At 30.0% G+C, this 22,362-nt stretch carries 16 protein-coding genes; 12 read left to right on the top strand and 4 right to left on the bottom strand.

The window, feature by feature from the left end; translation table 11 throughout:
• The first annotated feature begins 21 nt into the window (after positions 1–21).
• From E2R68_RS00570 to E2R68_RS00615, 10 genes are all read left to right on the top strand, one after another.
• Positions 22–1,857, top strand: a complete 1,836-nt coding sequence (locus E2R68_RS00570; RefSeq protein ID WP_134275557.1) for a recombinase family protein — start codon at positions 22–24, stop codon at positions 1,855–1,857.
• Between the two features lie 105 nt (positions 1,858–1,962).
• Entirely contained in the window at positions 1,963–2,346 is a 384-nt protein-coding gene (locus tag E2R68_RS00575; RefSeq protein WP_134275558.1) for a hypothetical protein, read from the top strand.
• Positions 2,347–2,796: 450 nt separating this feature from the next.
• Positions 2,797–3,435: a ParA family protein gene (locus E2R68_RS00580; protein WP_134275559.1), complete on the top strand. Its 639-nt coding sequence runs from the start codon at positions 2,797–2,799 to the stop codon at positions 3,433–3,435.
• Between the two features lie 11 nt (positions 3,436–3,446).
• On the top strand, positions 3,447–3,695 hold the full coding sequence (locus E2R68_RS00585; RefSeq protein WP_134275560.1) for a hypothetical protein: 249 nt from the start codon (positions 3,447–3,449) through the stop codon (positions 3,693–3,695).
• A 371-nt stretch (positions 3,696–4,066) separates the two neighbouring features.
• Positions 4,067–4,336, top strand: a complete 270-nt coding sequence (locus tag E2R68_RS00590; protein ID WP_134275561.1) for a hypothetical protein — start codon at positions 4,067–4,069, stop codon at positions 4,334–4,336.
• Between the two features lie 14 nt (positions 4,337–4,350).
• Positions 4,351–5,454 carry a hypothetical protein gene (locus E2R68_RS00595; RefSeq protein ID WP_134275562.1) on the top strand — a complete coding sequence of 368 codons (1,104 nt, stop codon included), beginning with the start codon at positions 4,351–4,353 and terminating at the stop codon, positions 5,452–5,454.
• Positions 5,455–5,634: 180 nt separating this feature from the next.
• Positions 5,635–8,469: a hypothetical protein gene (locus tag E2R68_RS00600; protein ID WP_134275563.1), complete on the top strand. Its 2,835-nt coding sequence runs from the start codon at positions 5,635–5,637 to the stop codon at positions 8,467–8,469.
• Between the two features lie 132 nt (positions 8,470–8,601).
• On the top strand, positions 8,602–11,049 hold the full coding sequence (locus tag E2R68_RS00605) for a hypothetical protein (protein ID WP_134275564.1): 2,448 nt from the start codon (positions 8,602–8,604) through the stop codon (positions 11,047–11,049).
• Between the two features lie 112 nt (positions 11,050–11,161).
• A complete protein-coding gene (locus E2R68_RS00610; protein ID WP_134275565.1) occupies positions 11,162–11,902 on the top strand; it encodes a hypothetical protein in 741 nt (246 codons plus the stop codon).
• 126 nt (positions 11,903–12,028) lie between these two features.
• Positions 12,029–13,201, top strand: coding sequence for a hypothetical protein (locus E2R68_RS00615; RefSeq protein WP_134275566.1), 1,173 nt, complete (start codon positions 12,029–12,031; stop codon positions 13,199–13,201).
• A 105-nt stretch (positions 13,202–13,306) separates the two neighbouring features.
• On the opposite strand, the gene E2R68_RS00620 is transcribed toward E2R68_RS00615, so the two are convergent.
• The gene (locus E2R68_RS00620) at positions 13,307–14,032 is read right to left on the bottom strand and encodes a hypothetical protein (RefSeq protein ID WP_134275567.1); all 726 of its coding nucleotides are present in this window, start codon (positions 14,030–14,032) and stop codon (positions 13,307–13,309) included.
• A gap of 289 nt (positions 14,033–14,321) precedes the next feature.
• Between E2R68_RS00620 and E2R68_RS00625 the strand changes: the two genes are divergently transcribed.
• Positions 14,322–15,485, top strand: coding sequence for a hypothetical protein (locus tag E2R68_RS00625; RefSeq protein ID WP_134275568.1), 1,164 nt, complete (start codon positions 14,322–14,324; stop codon positions 15,483–15,485).
• Between the two features lie 197 nt (positions 15,486–15,682).
• Positions 15,683–18,679 (top strand): Eco57I restriction-modification methylase domain-containing protein, encoded by a 2,997-nt coding sequence (locus tag E2R68_RS00630; protein WP_134275569.1) that lies wholly within the window; start codon positions 15,683–15,685, stop codon positions 18,677–18,679.
• 56 nt (positions 18,680–18,735) lie between these two features.
• On the opposite strand, the gene E2R68_RS00635 is transcribed toward E2R68_RS00630, so the two are convergent.
• From E2R68_RS00635 to E2R68_RS00645, 3 genes are all read right to left on the bottom strand, one after another.
• Positions 18,736–20,364 (bottom strand): N-6 DNA methylase, encoded by a 1,629-nt coding sequence (locus tag E2R68_RS00635; RefSeq protein ID WP_134275570.1) that lies wholly within the window; start codon positions 20,362–20,364, stop codon positions 18,736–18,738.
• Complete coding sequence (locus E2R68_RS00640) at positions 20,354–20,542, bottom strand: hypothetical protein (RefSeq protein ID WP_134275571.1); 189 nt, start codon at positions 20,540–20,542, stop codon at positions 20,354–20,356. The genes E2R68_RS00635 and E2R68_RS00640 overlap by 11 nt, the downstream gene beginning before the upstream one ends.
• An 84-nt stretch (positions 20,543–20,626) precedes the next feature.
• Positions 20,627–22,171 carry a zincin-like metallopeptidase domain-containing protein gene (locus tag E2R68_RS00645; RefSeq protein ID WP_134275572.1) on the bottom strand — a complete coding sequence of 515 codons (1,545 nt, stop codon included), beginning with the start codon at positions 22,169–22,171 and terminating at the stop codon, positions 20,627–20,629.
• Between the last annotated feature and the right edge of the window lie 191 nt (positions 22,172–22,362).

Consider the following 22,362-nt stretch of genomic DNA (forward strand, 5'->3'; position numbering starts at 1 on the left):
TCATAAATGGCATTTTAATCAATGAAAAAAGCATATTCTTACATTCGATACTCTTCTCCGCAACAGGCTAAAGGAGATAGTTTTAGACGACAATTAGCAGCTACACAAAGCTTTTGCGAAAAGAATGGGTATGAACTTGATACTGAATTATCTGTATATCAAGAGTTGGGTATTTCAGGCTTTAAAGGTGATCAAGAAAACCTTAAGCGTTTTATTGATGATTGTGAAAAAGGTAATGTAAAAAAAGGCAGTTTATTAATTGTAGAAAATCTGGATCGACTGTCTAGACAAAAAATAAATATAGCAATGCGCCAATTTCTGCACTTATTAGAATATGTAGATATTTATACTTTACAAGATAATAAAAAATATTCACATGCAGATGATGATGCAACTGGTGATAATCAACTCTTAGATATTATGACAAGCCTAATTATAATGAGTCGAGCTTATGAAGAAAGTGCAACTAAGCAAAAACGATTAAAAGAAAGTTGGACTGAAAGACGTAAAAATATTCATACTAAAAAATTAACTTCAATTGTTCCGCATTGGTTAGAACTCTCAGAAGATAAGACTACTTTTAATATTAAAAAAGATCGTGTAGAAATTATTAAATTCATTTATGAGAAATGTATAGAAGGTGTGGGTGTTTCTCAGCTTTTAAGACTTTTAAACGACAACTTAGAACAATTCCCTGTTCCTTCAAAAAAAGGTAAATTATGGGCAAGAACAAGCCTCTCACGAATTTTAACAGACAAATCAGTATTAGGTGAATATCAACCCCACATCGGCACACACAAAGGAATTGGAGATAATAAACGTAAACCTATCGGTGAAATAATTCCTGATTATTATCCTCAGATCATTGATGAAGATATATATTTAAAAGCCCAAATTGCTAGAAAAAGTAGATATGTTGGCAAAGGTAAAATAGGAAAAGATATATTCTCTAATTTATTTAGAAATTTAATAAAATGTGCTTATTGCAATGGAGCAATGGAATATGTGAATAAAGGTAATAACCCATCTAGAGGTGGTAAATACTTAACTTGTTCAAATTCTAAAAGGGGCGGTAAATGTTCGCACAGTAAACATTACAAGTATTCAGCACTTGAGCTAATGTTATTACATTTAACGACTGAAAATGGCTTAATGCCTAAGCCAGAAGTACCAACATCATTGAATCTAAAACTTATTAAACTTCAAGAGCTTCACGATAAAACAAATTCGAAACTTAACATTTTGCTTGAAGATGATTTCACAGTTCCTGCAATAAAAAACAAAATAAATGAGCTGTCGAGAGAGATAGAACAATATAGCTCTGAGATTGAAATTATTGAAGATCAGCTTTTGACTTACAGACCAGATTATAAGTATGACGATCTTTTCAATGATGTGATTCTAGAAAATGACAAACTAAAATTATATTCAAACAGAATAAATTTTAATAGTTATCTGATAAAACAAATTGACGAGATACATATACTTTACAAATATTGTCCTTTTCTTGTATTTACGATGAAAGACAAAACAATACATAGAGTTATTATTGATGATAAATATGGTTTCGGTGGGTGTTCAATTTCAAGCGGACATTACAGCTATAAAAGAATAAATGAAAAAGATAATTCTATTGATGAAATAACTTGGAGCGTCTTAGGCTTGTTCAGTAGTTTAGTTTTAAAAATACTTGAAGATAATAATGAAAATCTCCCTCTAGATGCTGAAATGAAAAAATTAACGAAAAGTATTAGTAAATTCATTATTGATAAAGATGAAAGTCAGATTTATCAAATTTTGCAAGATATACAAATAGCAGAAGAATACTTTGAACAACAAAAAAGCTTAAGTATGTGATTATTTAAAAGCTGAAAAGATAATAACCAACAATCCGTTATCACATTTGATAACACCACCCTTTCCTGTTATCATATTTGACAACAGAAAAGGGAGTTAAAAATCATGAGTAATTTAATCGAATGGTCTAAAAAATCTAATCAGATGTTTAATGTTGTAGCTGATGAAAAATATCTGCTTTGTGCTGACTTTAAGCGTGAATTGTATGAATTGGTTATGATTGACTTTATATCTTCTAAAATCAGCAAAACTGACTTCTCTGTTCTATATACATTGATAGATAGGTTCTTAATCATTGAAGATAGTTTATTTAAATTTGAAAGCTTCGTTCTCTTTATTCAAAAAACAGATATAACTATCTCTAAACCAAATTTATCAAGAGCTTTGAAAAGTTTGGAACTAAACGAGTTTATTGAAAAAGTTGAAGATCAAGAAAAGTTAACTTATTTATTTAAAACTGAATACAAATTACTCGAATCATTATCTTAAATAAAAAAGGGTTATCATAATTGATAACTCATTTTATTTGTTGTCATAATTGATAACAACCATAAATGAAAAGAGTATATAGTAAAGCCTGCCTATCTTTATTTAAAATTCCATTTTTTGATTTTATTTCAAATAAAAATATTACGATCAAATTTTAACTTCGTCTTCGTAAAACAACCAAAACAATGTTCTCCCCCCAAAAAATAAAGACTCTAAACAAATATACCCCCTTCCTATTTAACGTCTTTAAAATCGCTTAAATTAGCCATAAAAATACAATAAACGGATATACAAACGGATATACAAGCGAATATACAAACGGATATACAAGCGAATATACAAACGGATATACAAGCAAATATACAAAAAGATATCCACTTGCTCTTGCAAACCACTCTAGGCCTGTTAATTTATACAGTACACATACAAATCAAACAAAAGGATAAATATATGATAATTGCACTTGGAGGAACGTCTAAAGGTGGCGTAGGTAAAACAACAGCAGCAGCTTCTCTAGCTCATTTATTGAAAGCGAAATTAGTAGAAAATGACATAAGAGGTCAACTTAAATGTATAGAAAATTTTAGAGAGCATAGTGAACTTGAAAAGTTAGATGTTGAATATCCAAAAAACAAAACTGACTTAATTAAAGTTCTAGAAAAATCAACAAAAGACAACTGTATTGTTATTGACTGTGGAGGTTATGACAGTGAATTAATCAGAATAGCTTTAGCTGCTTCGGATCTTGTTATTGCTCCTTGTAAAAACTCTACTTTAGAGCAAAGTTCACTTATCGAATTTCATAGCGTTATTGCTGATGTATCTGTAAACGTAAAACGTAAAATTGATGTGCATATTTTAAGAAATAGAATTCACCCATCAACAACTAATTTTGAAGACTTTGAATATATATCTACAGAATTTAAATATTTTAAATTACTAAACACAGTTATTCGTCAACGTGTCGATTTTGAAAAAGCGATGGAAAAAGGCGCATCTGTTACAGAATTAAAGAAATATAAGCACAGTAGATCAGCTAAAGAAATAAAAGCTTTAGTTACAGAAATTAAATCATTAATTAAATTATAAAAGGAAATATTATGACAGCTATAAAGAATATCAAGCTTATCGCAGAGCAAGCTTCAAAAGGAGCTTCACTAACTGAAAAAAGTAATTCAAGCAAATCAAACAAGACAAAAAACAAACTAGTAAGAAACGTTCCCAATCGCCTTAAAGAAGAACATAAAGAGCTTTATGATAATGGCTATACAGAACTTTCATTCAGTAAATTTATGATAGAAGCAACTGCAAAACACCTTAAATCATTTAATAAAAAATTAAACAGATAGTGATAGTGATAGTGAGTTTACTTAATAAAATTAAAATTAAAATTAAAATTAAAATTAACACTAACAACCAAAAAACAAGATCTTACAAGGTCTTTTTTTAAAACCGAAACTCGATTTTTATGTTGTTTTATTGGCCTTAAAAACAATATAAAAATGAGTAACAAAATTCATTTTGTAGAACCTTATTGTATATCTAATATTTAATAAACCCCTTTATTATTTTTCCAAAAACTTAAAAATATTACACTATAAAAATCCCCTAAAAATACAGATAACTTTACTTCTGTAAGAACAATAACTCCCCCTATTCTTTACAAATTAGTTATACATGAGCATATGTAATCATATGAATGCATAAGGAAAAACCCAAGATGGACCTATTAAAAAAAACAAATAAAGACATAAAAACTTCAAGCACTATTAGCCGTTATTTAAGTGTAAACCGTAAAGACTTTAAAATTGAAATTCTGATTGATGAAGTTATTTATCATTTAATTTCAGAAGCAAATAAGAAAACTATTTTCAAAATTGGTACTTACACAAAAAATCATAATTACATAAAACGTACTGATTTTGATTTACATAAAGAACTTCAGTATTCAGACATTGAATTAGACATAATTTTTAAAAATTTAGCATAAAAGGATTTAGTAAAATGAAAGCAATAATAAAAACAACAACACTACTAGCAACAATATTACTTAGTATTGCGGCTCAAGCAAGCTATGTAGCAGTTATACATTTACCAAAAGCTCCAACAATCGATCCAGTTGCACAAATTTTAGTATCACAATCAATAGTAGATATGAGTGGTAGCTACTCCGTAAGTAATTCAGAACTTTACTATTCAGAAACATTAATCAGCGAAGAAGGTTGTGATGTAAAATTAACAGGTGATGAAAAATCAGGAACTTGGAAGTATTTCAACTCTTTAGCTTGTTCAGACAGTGACACAATTACATTTTTAGCTAAAGGAGGTTTAGTTAAAACGATAGCACTATGGGAAAATGCTTCTACTTGTAAATATTGGGAGAATGAATGGTTAGCGGCTGCAAAACAACAACAAGATTTTGGTTTTGGTGGTACAGGACTTATATACAATTCTGATAGTTGTTCAATTAATGGCTCTGCAATAAGATCTTTAATTAGTCATGACAGCCTACCTAGCTACTTTTTAGATTCAATTGTTATAGATGTTTTTGGAGGTGGCGGAGAAGGTGGTTCTGAAGGTGGAGAGGGTTTTGAATTACCTCCTGCTGAAGGAGAAGGAATAGGTGAAGGCGCTTCAAATCCAGAATTTAACCTTCCTTTAATCCAATATGTATTTGGAGATATTGTTGTAGATTTCCCATTTTTAGTTAATTTAGATCTATCAAATTTAAGATACGTTCTAGGGGATAAAGTAATTTTGAGAGGAATGCAGAACATCACTAGTTTTGATTTAAGCAAACTTCAAAACTATTACAACGCTCCGCTTGATATTAACGTAATGGGAGCGATGGTAGCTACTGAGTTAGACATTTCTCGTTTGCAAAATGCAGGAACAATAGATATTTCTTACACTAATATCAGTAATGTATCTAAGTTCGTAAATTTAAAATTCGGTTCAATAATAACTAATAATGATAATGAATTATATTTCCCTCAAGTAACAACTTTTCCACCTCGATACTCTAATTTTTGTCAGGGTGTAAGATGGGGAAATATTACTTTTAGTAGCTCAATATCTCAAACCAATGCTGATGATGCTTGTCAGTAACAATACAACAGAAAGGAGTCACATTTTATGTGGCTTTTTTATTGAAAAATGAAAGTTAAATTTCATACCTAAAAATATTTTAAAGACCTAGATAACGGTCTTTTTTTTATGCCTTAAATCCCCTTGGTTGAGTTATACGAAAATTATGATAATTCTGTAGTTATATGCAAGGAATTAATCATGAAAATTAAAGCAATAATATTACTAGCAATGACCATGCTTTTATCTGGTTGTTACGATGAACCTTCGGATAAAGGTTGTATAAAGCAATTTGACGAATTAACCATTAACTTTCAAGAATGTATGTCAAAAAATAAATATATGAGTTATCACAATATATATTATCTCGATGAAGACTCTGATATTCATGAAATAAAAAAAGAAGATAATCTTTTAGATGCTGACGAAATAAATGTTAAAAATGCTCGTCAAGCTCTCCTTGCTAAATCATCAATATCTAACTTATCAATTAAGCAAAATTTTACAAAAACGGCTTGGCAAAGTATCGGTTATTATCTAGTAATTTTGATTGTAATAGGTTCTATTTTTAAAACACTTATGAAGGGTTTTAACTTACCAAAAACTTTATCAATAGTAGGTATGCAAGCAGGTTTGGGGCTATTACTTTCATTACTAATGTTTTCAAATATGGTTGAAGTATTTCAAAGTCGTACAGCAATGAAAGCTGGAGATATCACTTATAAAACTTTAGCAAAAACAGCCACTTTTAAACAAAGAACCTCTAGACATAATTTAAATTCATATCACATGAATGAAGGACTTATTGATGTTGAATCGTTGCATAAAATAAATGTTTGTTTGAGTAACAATATTAAAAATAATCTTGAAAATATACAGAACAACTCAACAAATGTTTTTACTAAATATTTTAATAATGAAACCGATTTATATGATTTCTTTAAAAGTAAAAATAGGCCTTATGTAAAGTATTTCGAGAAACGCACAAATCAAAAGATAAGTTACACAATCGGGGTTGGTGGAACTATTAGTAAAGTCGAATTTGCTGATTGTGGTTCAGTTACTTTTCCAGACAAAAAAATAACTGATGATTTGTTAGAAGCTATGAAATCTATTGAGTACAAAGAGATTCTTCATAATTCAATTATAAATAGCAGTGTTGAAGGTAGTTTTGAAAATGGCTGGAAAGATATTGAAGCGAAAATGCGTGATAAATACGCATACTCTAACAATTTAAAAAGTCGTTTAGTGCAGTTACTTGTACATTACTCTATTGAATCTAAAAAAGGTGTGTTATTCGGTTCTGTACTTACTGATTACAAAAGAGTTCGACCTGAAATAAAAGAGAAAAGCTATAAGAATCTAGAATCATTTTTAAACAACTCTGATGAACTTTACAGAAAGATAAATGAAGTTGCTTGTTTGAAAAATGAAGAGCTAACAAGAGATGCAAAAATTGAGCTTGATGATTATAAAAAAGGTAATCATGCAGCAATAACTGAATTTAATTGTATAGATTTTCACGATAGTAAAATTGATTTAGCTATTGATGATATTTATATCTATAGCGTTGATCAAAGTCGTGATGAAGCTATTCCTTTTATTAATAGTGAAATTGAATTTGCGCTTGAAGAGTCAGCTCCGATTGTAGAAAAAAGTTATGTAGATGTAGTAAAGCAGTATGGGATAGTAAATACACATTTTTTAAATAAGATTGATAGTTTCTACGATGATCAATTAGATCTAGCAGAACTGATTAACGAAGGACATACATCGGCTGGTAAATTTTACAGATATTTAAATCAAAAAGGTGATAAATATGAACACCTCTTTTCAGAAATTGTCGATGTTGCAAATATCGACTTTAGACAATCTTTGCCGAATTATTCTAATGCAAATTTAGATAGTGCAGATGTTCATTATTACAACACAAGCTTTGTAAATGCGTTTATGAATCCGATCACTGACAAAATAAATCATGAACAATCAGCTAATACAACAAACATAGCTTCAAACGCTCTAGAATACTCTGTGGATAGCTCTAATCTAAATATAGATACAGACAATCTACTTACTACAACGAACGTAAAAAACGTTCTTTTAACAACGTTTGAAAGTGGTCATAAAGTTTTCAGTGGAATTAAAAGATTAAGTTGTAAAAACTCAGATATAAGTTGCCTTGAACAAATGAGAAATCAAGATGGTGTTATTGAAATTAATAACTTATCAGCAAATCTTGATTCGTTAGGTAAAGGTTTAATTGTTCAAGGATTCGCAGTTAAAACAGCTCAGTTAGGCTTGGAGATGGTTACTAAATCTTCAAAAGAAGATAAAGCGCAATTTGGTAAAAGAAAAGTTTCTTCCAAAACGAGAACTCATAATATATCAAGAATAAGTAACTCAGTAATTGATATGCTTAAAGTCGTAAGTAACACTCAACTGACGCTTGGAGGAATTGCTGTAACAATGGCAGGTTCAATTAAGTTAATTCACGAGATTAGTTCGATAATAATGATATCTATTATGTCTAAGCAATTACTGATTCAATCGACTCTCGGAATTTTAATGATTTGCACAATTTTGATGGGGTTTTTCACTAATTTCTTCAAAGCGGAAGAGGATTATAAAAACACATATTTATCTCTGTTCTTTTTATTTACATTCTCAATTGTAATCAATGTTTCAAGTATGTTTGTATTGTTTTTACTACATCTAATATTGAACGTAGGTTTAGACTTTTTACCAATGATTCTTAAAAGTATATTAGGTCAATTTTCAAGTAATGTATTAGCCGAAATTTTAGGGTATGGACTTTGTTTATTTATCTTAGTTTTTGGTGTCTTGTTCGGATATTTAAAAATAGGTCATTATATTTTAAAACAATTTTCAGCAGTAACATTTGGATCTATAAAAGGAACATTTACAAAAACTTCTCAAGATTTAGAGTCAGTAAAATCGCTAGCTAAAGTTGCAACGGGCGCAACTGTGATATCCAAACTTGATGATATAAAAAAACAAAAACAACAATCTACATAGAAAACCTAATAATTATTCAAAGATATAATTTTTAAAAGGCTGATGATTACAGTCTTTTTTTCATGCCTGAAATCCCTTCTGTTGAGTTATACGAAAATTATGATAAATCTGTAATTATCAAAAGGATTTATTATGGAAAATGGGCCGTTAGCAAAAAAAATATTTTTACACGAAATTGATTCAGCAAAAGAGATCTTTCTATCTTCTTTCAAACTGAAAGATAAAGGAATTTTTTATTTTTTTGGTATGCTTTTTTTTGTAATTATCAATGTATCTTTCTCATTCGCAGATTCCAATTTACCAGAGACAGCTAGTAACTCTGTATTAACTGAAATGTTACATGTCATTATGCCAGCTTCAAATAATACTGGTATTAGTCCTCATTCATATTTATCAAACGATGTTTCAACACATTATTTCAATCTCATTTCTAATGTGTTTTCAGTCGTAAAATATATTCTGTATTTCATTTTTTTATTCTCTGTCTCTGAATGCCTTATGCAATCTATGCAAAATAAAGTTAAAGCTGAATCAAGAGATAAAGTAATTCTTTTAGCTTTACTACTATTGAGCTTCGCCAAAGAATCTAAATTTGAAGTGGAAAATGATGATGGTTACAAAGTGTCTGTTGCATTTTATCAATATTTTGCTTTTGAAGTTCTTGGTAAAACATTCGATGATTTAGAAAAGGAATTAGAATCAAATCAAAATCAGCTTGTAGATATTTCTTCTATTCAATTAGCTGATCCGTATGAGTTTGAATCCGACTTTCTTAAAGTATTAAAAGTGTATTTACTTCATCAAAACAGACCTGACGATAGTGATGATTATAACTTAAACGTTATCTTTAAAGATGGTGAGTATCTAGCTACATTTTTTCTAGGTGGTGCGAGTAACACAATAGCAATACAAAGCAATCCTATATTAAATGGATATGCTCATAAGCTTCGTATCGATCTTTTAGCTAAAGAAAAAAAGATGGTTGAAGACTATATTAAAGCTTTGTTTTTACATGCAGAAAAGGTTAATAAAAACGTTTCTAACTACAAAGAGGTTTTCGAAAATTTTAAGTCCAGTGATTTTACAGATTCAGAAAATATACTGAATAAAGAAGAGCTTTTCTCTAAACCAGTAAATGAGTATTGCGAAGGAATTTATGATATTGATTTAGCAGGTACAGGGTTATTTGATTTTAATATGTATTTAAAAATATCAAGTATGTGTGCTTCTAAAACATTTTTAGAGTCTCAATATAGTAACAAGTATTATGATGCTGTTGATGTGTACTCAAGCAATGCTTTAAATAATAGAAATGTAATGCCGTTTGGTGTTCAAAACACTGAACTTTTTTACAATGAACTACTCTCATTTACTACTTCAATATGTACTGAATCAGGATATTTAGCGTGTATTGAAGCAGTTCAAATTACATCAAGATCGAATAATGAAATTTACAAAGGGCTTGGATTACTATCCCCGTTAGTAAAATCAATAAACAACGTGTTTTCAAGTTACTTTGATTATACTTCTCTGCTTTTCGAATCCAGAACATTCAAACAGCAATTTATCCCAATCCCATATTTTAATGATAATTCGAGTGGAAATGTAGTTTTCAATGTAAAAATCAAAAATCATGATAACGATCATCGAGGAAATATTATACCTCTTGAATCGCTTATTGATTTGAATAAAATCACGATTCCTACACCAGAAGAGGTTGTAAATTCAACACTAAGTAGATCTTTGGTAGACCCTATTTACAGGGTTAAAACCTGTTTTAAATATGCAAGAATGATCAAGAATGGTTATAAGTGTAATAGTGAGAGCAAAGAGTTTACTGACTTAAGTAGTGAATTAATTAAAATTGGCTGGCTTATTAAAGCGGCTAATACATTTAATAGTTCTTTAAATAATTCTAATGCTTTTGTCGCAGGACAAGCTAAAAAGCTTACTTCTAAGACAGCCAAAAACATTACAAAGCTTGTCGCACCTCTGACTGTTAATAACTCGTTTAAAGGCTCTAATTACACGCCTGATGCAACTGTTAGTAATGTCATTGTTACAATACTTATACTAACAAGTTTTGGTTCACAGCTATTACAGGCATTAGCGCCTGTCGCTACTATTTTTCTAGTAGTTGGTTATCTCGGTTATTATTTAGTGATCGGTATTAAATTTCAATTAACTCTACGAATCCTTAAAGACTTTTATCTTCTATTAATATTTATTGCTGTATTACCAGCAAGTTTATTTGTTGCTGTTAGAAATCATGGTTCTACTGGTTTAGAAAAAATAGGTCGAGAATTTGTAGCAAGAATACTTAAGATAATTGTTGTTGGGTATGTAACTTTGAACTGTGGTACTACTGTAGATTTATTACTAGCTATGCACATTGATTACACTTATGAAATCATTGAAAGTATAAATTCTTTTAACGATGTAATTACAAATATTTTTATGTACTGCGCTTACATTGTCTCAAGCTTTGTTATTTTAAAAGGTTCTGTAGGTACATTCTTATATGTTAACGATACAGTGTTTGATCAGTTCTTAAAGTCGGGTGAAACCTATGAACAATAATTTTTAAAAGAAATATTAAAAAGGCTACTATTTCAATAACAAAGCCTTAATTTCCCCCTCTAAACTTTACATTTATTCTTTAGATGATATTTAAATTGAAGGGAGAAATATCATGAATAATACAATTACAGTAAAAACAGATAATCAAGATTTATACAATTACATACATACAATAACAAAGTTAAAGCCACTAGCTAGACCTATTTTTTCAGAGCAATTATGTACTGTCATAAAAGCAGGACTAGTAAAAGATTGGATAATTTCTATTAAAGAATTGAAATTATTAATCCCAGGATTAACTAAATCTTCGCTGTATCAATTTAAGTTGGTTGGAGAAAAAACTGGGATTTTTTCTGACACTGATAAAGATACTATTACTCTCCATAATAGCTTGTTTTCTGGTACAGGAGAACCTGACAATTTCAGTCTTATTCTTGAATACAGTAACGGGTTAAGGACCCTATTCAATCCAATTTTAACTAAATATTCACACATAGTTATTGGTGTTGGAGCAAACGGTAAAACTTATCTTTCTGACTTAACCACAACTACATTATCTTCGTTAAGACCAAGTAAATTTTATGAAATGATTTCTAATTTTGAAGAAAATAAATTAACAGAAAAGCAAAATAAAATACTCTTTGAAAAAATTGGAATCAGCATTCGTTCTCAGTATTTTCAGTTAAATAAACTCACTAGTTTATCTATTACTTTTAAACATAACTATAATAACTATAAACTTAATAAAAAGATGGTTAAGTCTAGCGAATGGCTAAAAAGTGTAAATAACCAAACCTTTAAAATTAATTATACTTTCAGAAATAAAATAATTTTGACTCGCCCAACTCTCTAATTTCTTTTAACTAATACATTTTATAACCACCTTAAAATTGTCTATAAATTTATTTATATACTCACTCTTCAAATATCTATAAAAAATGATATTCATATTATATACGCCATAAGAAAGGAGAATATTATGAGTGACGAAAAAAAGGATTTAGCAGACACAGAAGAACTAACAAATACAGCTCAAAATTTAGATAAACAGCTAAATGAAGAACCTGTTGTGGATGATGTTAAATTTGGTTCTGATAAAGAAGAAGTTGAAAATATATCAACTGAGATTCTTCCACCTGAACCACAAAAACCAAATGCTAAAAAAATATTGGCAAAATCAAAAGAAGAACTCGAAGAAGAATTAAAAGTATCTTTAGATCGTGAAAAATACTTAAAAGACACAAAAGATGAAATGTTTAAAAGCTTTGAAAAGAAAGGTAACGTTTACTTTTTAGAGGGTAAAACTGCAATTAAAGTTGAAAACTATACATTAGGTTTTAATAAAGATGGAGTCAAAAGTACAAGCTGTAGCCCTCACTCTAGCCCTTTAGTTTTTGCTAAAAGTTTATCAGATGTAAAAGTTAAGCATATTAGTAATTTTCCAATTGTTGAAGGTAGTTTAGAAAATCTTGAACAAGCTTTATTGCTGATTCAAGAGAAAGACTTATTTGATTTAAACGAAATTACGATTGGTAAAGATGTTGATGATAGCGTGAAAGAAATGCTTGAACGTCTTAAGAATAAAAATAATGTTGAGCTAGGTTTAGATAATAAAAAAGATAAAACTGCTAAAAATGATGATGAAGGCAATAAGCAAGATCAAACAAAACCATCAGATGAACTAACTGATAATGATATTGCAAATTTCGGTGATGATAATGCTTATGAATTGGATTCAGAAGAGATACCAACTCTTAATAAAAGCCAGAAACAGTTTAATAAAGATATTATTGACGAATTAGACTCAAATATAAGTGAGAAAAAGACTAACGATTTAAGCTTAAATGTAGATGAAATTGAGTTAGATTTTGATGAAGATAAGCTTGAAGCTGATAGCTCATTAGATCTAGATGATGACGTAGATAATGTATTGAAAAACGATTCAATAAAAATTGAACCTGAAAACTCTTCTTTAAAACCTACACCAGAAAAAAAGAAAACAGCTTCTGAGCAAATGGATATTCAAAAAAATAGTTTATTAGCCGAACTAAAAAATGAATGTAAATCAGCTATTAAAACAAGTGAAAATGAAGAGCCAAAGCATACGAATAAAAATACTAAAGCGAGTCGTTTATCAAGCAGACCTAAATAAATAGACCATAAAAAAGAGCCTCGGCTCTTTTTAAGTTTAATATTAATAATGAAAGTAGGTAGGCGTTTAAATACAAATAAAATTAACTGTACTAGCTCATCAGCGCTAATTTAATGCTGTTGAAAGTAAGCATTGAAAGATAAAGATTTCTGGATGATTTATAACTGAATGAAATTTATCAAATGATTCGTGAGTATTTGTTATCGTTCTACGTCCTCTGACGCAGTTTAAAGCGGTTAATTCTAAACTTGCATTCTTATCTATATTAAGAACTTCAAAGTCATTATTTACAGTCTCATATACTCTTTGATAAAGCTCTTTGTCATTTTTTGATAGTGATAAAACAAGCATTTGGAAAAGCTTGAATGTTAAACCCACCCTTTCTAATTCTTTACTAAATTTATCTTTAAGCTGTTGCTGTCTCTCTAAACATTTAAGAATTAATACAAGATTTTCTTTGTATAAAATTGTTGCAGATTTGTGCTTATCAATTCGGTTAATTATTGATTCAAATCTAGCTTCATTCAATTCAGAAATGTATTTAACAACTTTTAAATCTAAATACATAGATTTAATCTGTTCATAATTTTCAATGCTTTTAATATAAATTTCATTAAGCTCTACGAGTGTTTTCTTTTTCTTATTTTTATTTAATAAGATTTCAAGCTTTGCAATTTGGGTTTGAAATTCCTTACTTTTTATTAAAAGTGGTAGAACTATTTCAGGCTCTAATTCTAATAATTGAAGTCTTTGAATTAAATCATACTGACTCTCATACTTATTCAAATCATGTATTTTATTTATGTATGTTGTTTCTTTTGTATCATTCATAACGATTCCTTTTTTAATTGTTAATCCTTAATACTAATAAAACATACAAATTAATTTATACAATATCACCTTCTGAAAATTACAATAATGAATATCCAAATGGATATCTTTTGTATATCCGCTTGGATATCCACTGCATTATTAAAACCCCTTTATTCAGGCTTAAATATCAATTCCAGATTCACTAATTCAATTTTAAATACTGAATAACAAGTATTAAAATATCTCTCTAATATTTTGATCTATATGAAAATCATGATAAATGATTAGTATGGAAAAGGATAACAACATGAATAAAAATACCCCACCAAAAGTAATTCAAGCTTTAGACGAGTTCAAAAAACATTACATTGATAATCAAAAGAAAGTTGGATTAGGGATAGATGTTGTAATTGATTTAAACGGAATTAAAATTCAAAAGAGAATTGCAACAAATACTATAATACTAACGATGTTTCCTGCCGTTATTATGAATGAGCCAGCACCAGCGAAAAGAGGAAAAGATCTAAAATCTGTAAGAGAAATATTCAAGTATTTATGTGAAAAATTCCCTTCTGTTAGTTATGAAGAAGATGTTTCAGAGTCAGATTATGCTAAGGATATAGATTTAGATTGTGAACGTGATATGTGTGATGTATTTGATGAAAATATAGAAAAGCGACAACAATCAAAACAGACTTTAAGTAATAAAAAGAAAAAGAACCCAGCCTTACTTTTTGAAATATCAAAGAACTCAAAGTTTCCGATTATGTTTAAATTTCGCTGTGATGAAGCTTTCTTATTTGTACTTGAATCTCATTGCCATATTGATTACATAACAGGTTTTAAAAAGTTTAAAAATGAAGATATAACAGTCAAAACAAACGATGGTGTGATTGATCATTTTGACGATTATAAAATGAATGTTTGTGTAATGTTTTTATTGAATAAGTTCTGTAAAAAATCCTACAGTGTTAAGCCGTTTAAAATTGATACTGCATTGCTAAATCTTATGACAATAAGAATCCCTGAGACAGATAGTGATGAAGATGGAGAGGATCAAACTAAAATTGGTGTTAAGCCTATTTTTCTTGATGTTGTTTATGAAAGCTTTTTTGAAAAATATAACTTTAATTATTCAGCCGATAAATTTGTTATTGAAGTGCTTAAAGGTATGGAGGGTTTATCATTTTATAACTATCAAAATGAATGTAGTAAAAATGCTATGGGATTTGATAAAAACATAGGATTAATCAGAAAGTCTATTAACCAGTTTTATAATGAAAAAGGAATTAATAGGGATATGATAGTCGATAATTATTCTATTAATTATGATAACCACTTACATCAGTTGTTTATGTTTTTATTCAGTAAATACTTTGATTTGTACTTTAAACATAATGTTGTTGAAGACACCTTTAAATCTAAAAGCGAATCACAGCCAAAACCATCTAAAAAGAAAAATAAGCTTTGATTCTAAGCATCTAACTCATTTACATCAATCCACTTCAATTGATCTGTGTATTAATATCAAGATCTTATCAGAACTAATGTATTGGTTAGTTATACCCACTATGCGATAATTTGGCCAATAAAGGACCGATTTTGAGAATTACAAAATACGGCTATAAAAAATAAATATTTAAATACTATCGTAGGTGAAATAACTTGATGGAAGAGAAATTACAATTACAACTGCTAGTAGATAAATATAATAATGATTCTGCATACTACCAGTCAAAAAAATACAATGAAACACAGCTTCGAACAGACTTTTTAGATCAGTTCTTTTCTATCTTAGGGTGGGATATTACAAATGCTAAAGGTAAACCAACAAACGAACGTGAAGTTTTAGTCGAAGAAGGACTAAAAGCCAAAGCAGGTGCAAATACCAAAAAGCCTGACTATACCTTTAGATTATACTCAGACAGAAAGTTCTTTGTTGAAGCGAAAAAGCCAAGTGTTGATGTGTCCACAGATAATGAACCTGCAAAACAAGTAAGGCGTTACGGCTTTACTGCTAAACTAAAAGTTTCAGTTCTTTCAAACTTTGAGTATACCGCTATATATGATTGCTCAAACCAAGTAGACGAAAACGACCAAGTTTCTAATTCAAGAATAAAGCTATATCACTATACTGATTTAATTAATAACTTAGATGAAATAAAAAAACTGATAGGTCGAGAGAGTGTTTACTCTGGTCAGTTTGATTCTGAGTGGTCTAGTATTGAAAATAAGATACTAAAATTTAGTGTTGATGATTTATTTCTTAAACAAATAAATGAATGGCGATTGCTACTAGCTACAGAATTCCTTTCTATTAAAAGTGAGCTTAACGAAGAGAAACTAAACGACTTAACTCAAAATTATATTAATAGCATTGTTTTTCTACGAGTATGTGAAGATAGAGACTTAGAAGAATATGAAACCCTTCACCACTATGCAGAAGCAAAAGACTATAAGTCTTTAGTATCTAAACTTAAACAAGCAGATAAAAAATATAACTCAGGGCTGTTCTCTTTAGAATACATAGAAGAGCTAATTAGCAATACCGAATCATCTATTTGGACAATCATTGAACAGCTTTATTTTCCACAAAGTACCTATTCTTTTTCTGTTTTTTCTTCCGATATACTTGGTAATATTTATGAGGTGTTTTTAAGTGAAAGAATCCGCATAACAGATAATGGTGATGTTGAAATCCAACCCAAAGCAGAACATCTAGATAGAGACGTTGTAACCACTCCAAACCACGTAGTTAAAGATATTATACGAAATACAGTCACTGAATTTTGTAAAAACAAGTCAGATCAACAAATTTTCAATTCAAAGTTTGCCGATATCGCTTGTGGTTCTGGTGCATTCATTGTTGAGGTATTTCAAACGCTACAAGATATTCTAATAGATTATTATCTAAAACATGATGAAACCAAGCTTCAACAATTAACAGAACATACTTTTAAACTAAAATTATCCGTTAAAAAGCAAATACTATGTAAATGTATTTATGGAATAGATAAAGATTATAATGCCACTAAAGCCTGTTCATTCGGCCTGTTATTGAAACTACTTGAAGGTGAATCGAAAGACACAATTGGCACAGAAACACCGATTTTACCTAATATAGAAAGTAATATTTTATTTGGAAATAGCTTGATTGATTATGATGATAAAGTAGATCAAAAAGATCTTTTATCAATTAATCCTTTCGATCTTCAAAATTATAAGTTTGATGTTATTGTGGGAAATCCGCCATATATGGCGACTGAACATATGAAGCAACTTACATCAACTGAATTAACTATCTATAAAAAGAAATACAAATCAGCTTTCAAGCAATTCGATAAATACTTCCTGTTTGTTGAACGTTCTATGCAAGTTTTAAATGAAGGTGGCCTTCTAGGTTATATACTCCCGTCCAAATTTACTAAAGTGGGCGCAGGAAAAAACTTAAGGAAGCTACTCACTGATAATAAATATTTATCTAAATTAGTCGCCTTTGGCTCTCATCAAGTATTCAAAGACAAAACAACTTACACCTGTCTATTATTCTTAAAAAAATCCCAGCAGAAAAGTTTTTCTTTTTACGAAGTTAAAGACTTTAAAAAGTGGTTAACTCGTGAAGATAAATCAATTTTATCCAGTGTATATGAAACAAAGAATCTTGATTCAGACACTTGGATTTTAGAGAAGAAAACCAATGATATTTTGAAAAAAATGCTTCTTAATTCAAAACCTTTAAGTGAAGTCTTAGGTAAAGATGCAATCGCTAATGGTATTCAAACAAGTGCTAATAAATACTACATACACAAAGAAATTAAAAGCGATAAAAACTATATCTTTTTTGAGTATGATGGAAAGGAATACCATGTAGAAAAGGAATTAACTAGACCTTACTTTGAGACTAACCGTTCAGGACAAGACCATTTCTACACCTATAAAGATGTTGAGCCAAATACTTTTGTTCTTTACCCATATAGACAGGTTGATGGAAAAATAAAATTCATTGAATATGATGCCCTTAAAGCTGATTATCCCGAAATATTCAAATTCTTACACGTTGTAAAAGATAACCTTGATACTAAAAAACGGTCTATTAAACCCGATCCAACAGGGCTTAATGAATGGTATAGGTATGGACGTAGCCAAGCCTTAGAAAACTGTGATGTAGATCAAAAGTTGATTGTAGGTGTTTTATCTAACGGTTATAAGTATTCAATAGATAATAGCCGAACATTTGTTTCATCGGGTGGTACAGCAGGTTATAGCATTATAAATATACCCGACAATTGCAAATATTCGATTTACTACATCCAAGCTCTTTTATCATCGAAGTACCTTGAATGGTTTTCTTCAATTTACGGTGAAATATTTAGAGGGGGTTTTGTTGCCCGTGGTACAAAAGTGCAAACTAGAATGCCAATTCCAACAATTGATTTTGATAATGCTGGAGAAGCTTCCAAACATAAAACAATTAGTAATTTACAAAAGAAACTAAACTCTATCTATTCGAAAATACTAAAAGCAGATGCTCGTGAAAAGATAGTTTTAGAAAGGCAATTTGAAGCGTCTAAAACAAAAATGGCAAGTTTAATTAAAGAACTTTTTAATCTAGGCGATCTTGATATAGACATCCCATCAATAGAGGACCTGTATAAATCATTATAAAGAATTAAATAGTCGGTAGTAGCGCAACTCAGATAATGAGTTGCGCTCAAGCCAAGTTATAAGTTACGCTGCCTTCTATCTCTTAATTTCTTCCATATTTTAAGAAGACTTTCATTATCCTTTTCAGTAAAACCAAGTTTAGTTAGGATATTTATTCCTTGTTTCCTCATGACTTCTTCAATATTACCTTGCTTGATTAATTTATTAATTTTACAGGCTTCATGTTCAATATTCTCTACGATTGGAATATACAATTTGTTAATTTCCGATGGTACTAATTCAAGAACACCACCACCATAAAACCGCCCCTCTAACTCGGCAGTGATAGCCGTTAATGGGTTCAGAAAGCTACACACTAGATTCTCTGCACTAGTAAAGGTAGAAGTAATACGGTAAGCAGTATCAGTTGTGTATGCTTCAACTTGATTGTAAATTAATCGTGGTGCAGTATGGCAACGCTTTAACATTCCAATTTCGGTATTGTAAACTGATGGTACTGTGTACCAAGGTTCTCGAATTCGACACTTATAACGTGTATGGTATTCTTCTGACTTCCCTAGTTCAATATAAGCTTTGACACGTTCAGGTAAATCTTCAAACTTGTCTTTTATGTACAGAAAATTTGTTGGTAATTCCCTCTCCTGATTAGCATTGTGCTGTTCATCATTATACAAAATACCAGGGCAATGCTGACTTTTACCAAACATAGGGTGAGCATAACTCTGTAGGTCATATTGATTGACAGTTTTGTTGTCTACAAGAAAGAATTTATTTGCTCCTGTAACAATACCTACTGCAACTTTCGCTATATCTTTAAATTGATGTACATCTTTGTGGTTTATTAAATCATTAATCAGCGATAATTCATCTACATCGAGAATCGCTTTAGTCCACTTACCAACGACTGTTTCGCCATTAATCCCTATTGTATTGTCAAATAATACGTTAGGGTCTTGTTTCAGAAAATCATAACCACTAACGTTTACTATTCCTACACCTTCAGATTTTTGATCTTTTTTCTGCTTCTTTTCGGCTAATATTATTACAGCACCTTGAAGAGTATCTTCGAACCAAATTTCTTTAGGATCAATAATAACTATCTTTGAACAAACTTCACCAATATAACTTCGTAGTGATTGAGCATGCATTACATGGCAAATTTCTGATGGAATAACCATCCCCATTCTTCCACCATCTTTAAGTAATGCTAACGAAGATAACAAGAATGGAACCCAAGCATTTGTGTGTTTAGTAAACTTTAAGTCTAATTGCTTAAAAACTAATTCCGTTTGCTTCTGAAAATCTTTTTCAAGAAATTGATATCTAATAAAAGGGGGATTACCTAGAACACCATCAAAGCATGGTTTCTCTTTTGCCATTTCTTTATTAGCCCAAACTAAAAAATCCCCTTCGGTAACAGAGGCATTTCTAAGTTTAATATTGTTACAACGTTCTGTAGCTTTTTTTGCTTCTGTATCGAATAACTCGAAGCAAGACAAGTCTATATTTTTATCACAATCATTATTACCTAATGCCTGAATAAATACTCCATCGCCACAGCTAGGCTCAAGGATACTTTTAGGGCTTTTACTCAAAACCCATTTGGTAACATAATCAGCTAAATTTTGTGGGGTATAATAACCGCCTCTTAGTTTTTGATCGGTTTGATCTGCTTTAAATTTCATCATTTACCTTCGAAAAGCTTTTAATTAGCTCACTCTTTTTCTCATCTATATGATTTTGTGCTTTATCTATAAACCAATCTTTAAGGGTTTGTTGTTCCATTGCTAATATTGAATAAAGTGTTTTCTTTAATTCAGGATCGACCTCTAGGACTATACGTCCAGATTCACCTTTCGCCATGATAAGTAACCTATGTAATATTAATTATGTGCTTTATGTTACATAGGTTACATTATTTTAAAGTGGTCCAAAAGATAATTTTATTTATATAGAGTTTCGTGAAGGTCTGGGACCTTTCTTTTTATTATCTAATTCTGGATTATCTAAAGCCTCTTCTTGAACTAATTTACGTTCCAGCTCTTTCTCTTGAAGCTGAACACGACTTACTTCAACTTTTGCTTTTGAATATTTCTGTAAATCGAGCTTTAATTTAGCTGATAATTCTTCACGGTTTTTATCATTGATTGGTGATTTATCGCTTATCACTTCATTAAATACTTTCATATCCGATTCTGGAATTTGAATTAAATCAGGATTGTCTAAATCAACTATTGCAGTGAATGCCTTTGAAGGGTTCTTTTCAAGTGAAAAAACAGTAGTTAGTACATTGTCATTAAGTTGAACATCTTTAACTAGCAAATCATTGTTTTGAAGTGTTTCAGAGACTCTTAATGTATATAAGTCATTTAATACATATTTACCTGCTTCTAAACCATTATCAAAAACTCTTTTTAAGGCTTTAGGATCATCTTTTATCTCGTTCCACCAGCCCTTGAAATAGCCTTTATGAGCGTTGCTTGTATTTTGTATGCCAAGCACATTCATTGTAACTGCGGTTGGCAATTCTACTGTACATTCCTCCTCAGAATATTCTTTATCAGTTCTAGATTTAAAAGTTCCCATTACCTGATCACCATTACTATCTAAAGCATACTTAAATCTGTTAAGTTTTCTCGGATGCCCTGTTGAATGCGTGGTTTCGTGAATAGTAATTCCTGCGTAGGATTCAGCATTATAGTAAGTCTCATATTTCGCTAATTTAATACCATCAGTGCCGTAGTTGTATGCAGACTGAGCACGATTTTCAACAGTCTCATATTCAATATCGTTGGATCTTTGAATTTCTAATGCGAGGTTATATATTTCTTCATTATGTTCTTCAGGACTCATATTTACATTTTTGAGTCTTTCAAATTCACGACAGTAGTAACTATTTTTCTTATATTCTTCTGGTAAATGATCGTAGACTTGATCGATAGAATAAACAGCAGTAAAAGCTTTAACTTTCTTTTCGTAATACCCTGCTTTTGTCTTCTCTTCATAAGTCATTCCTTCCGTTTCTTTCAGGTAATCTTTCGGTTTCATCTTCACGTATTTACCGTCTACTTTTTTACTATATAAAGAGTATTTTTGATAAACATTCCCGTTCTTTTTTAATCCAGTTAGGATTTGTCTCGTAGTAAGTTCTTTAGAAGCTTCGGGTAAAATCTTTCTTACATCTTTATCGTCAAAGTACAGCTCAAGACCTTTCAAAGAGTGGTATTGGGGGATAAGAGTATCTTTACCTGTTTGGGTCAGTGCTAAGATAAAAGTATTAAATTCATTGTAAGGTTTACCTTTGAAATTTCTTGGTTCTCCTGCAACTACTTTTCTATATTGACCTACCTTAACTTGATTTTCTGACAGTTCAATTTGATTGTCCTGATCATCAATCGAGTCAAAATAATCATTCATATATGCATAAAGTTTTTCATACGTGGTTTTCTTTTTCGGGTATTTTTTTTGAGCCTTCTTATTTTTAACAGCCATAATATTTTCTCCTTTTTATTGCTTAAGGATCTAAATATCATGATTATTTATTTTTAAAAGTTACTCTGATTTTTGATAAGTTATTTTTCTAATAAGTAGTGCATATAATGAGTTAAAATACTTCTTTTTAAGCCAACATTTAAAACAGAAAAAATACAGTTTTTAGCAAAAAATGGACAAAATTTCTATTA

This window comes from Psychromonas algarum (genome assembly GCF_004376845.1).
Taxonomy (GTDB): Bacteria; Pseudomonadota; Gammaproteobacteria; order Enterobacterales; family Psychromonadaceae; genus Psychromonas.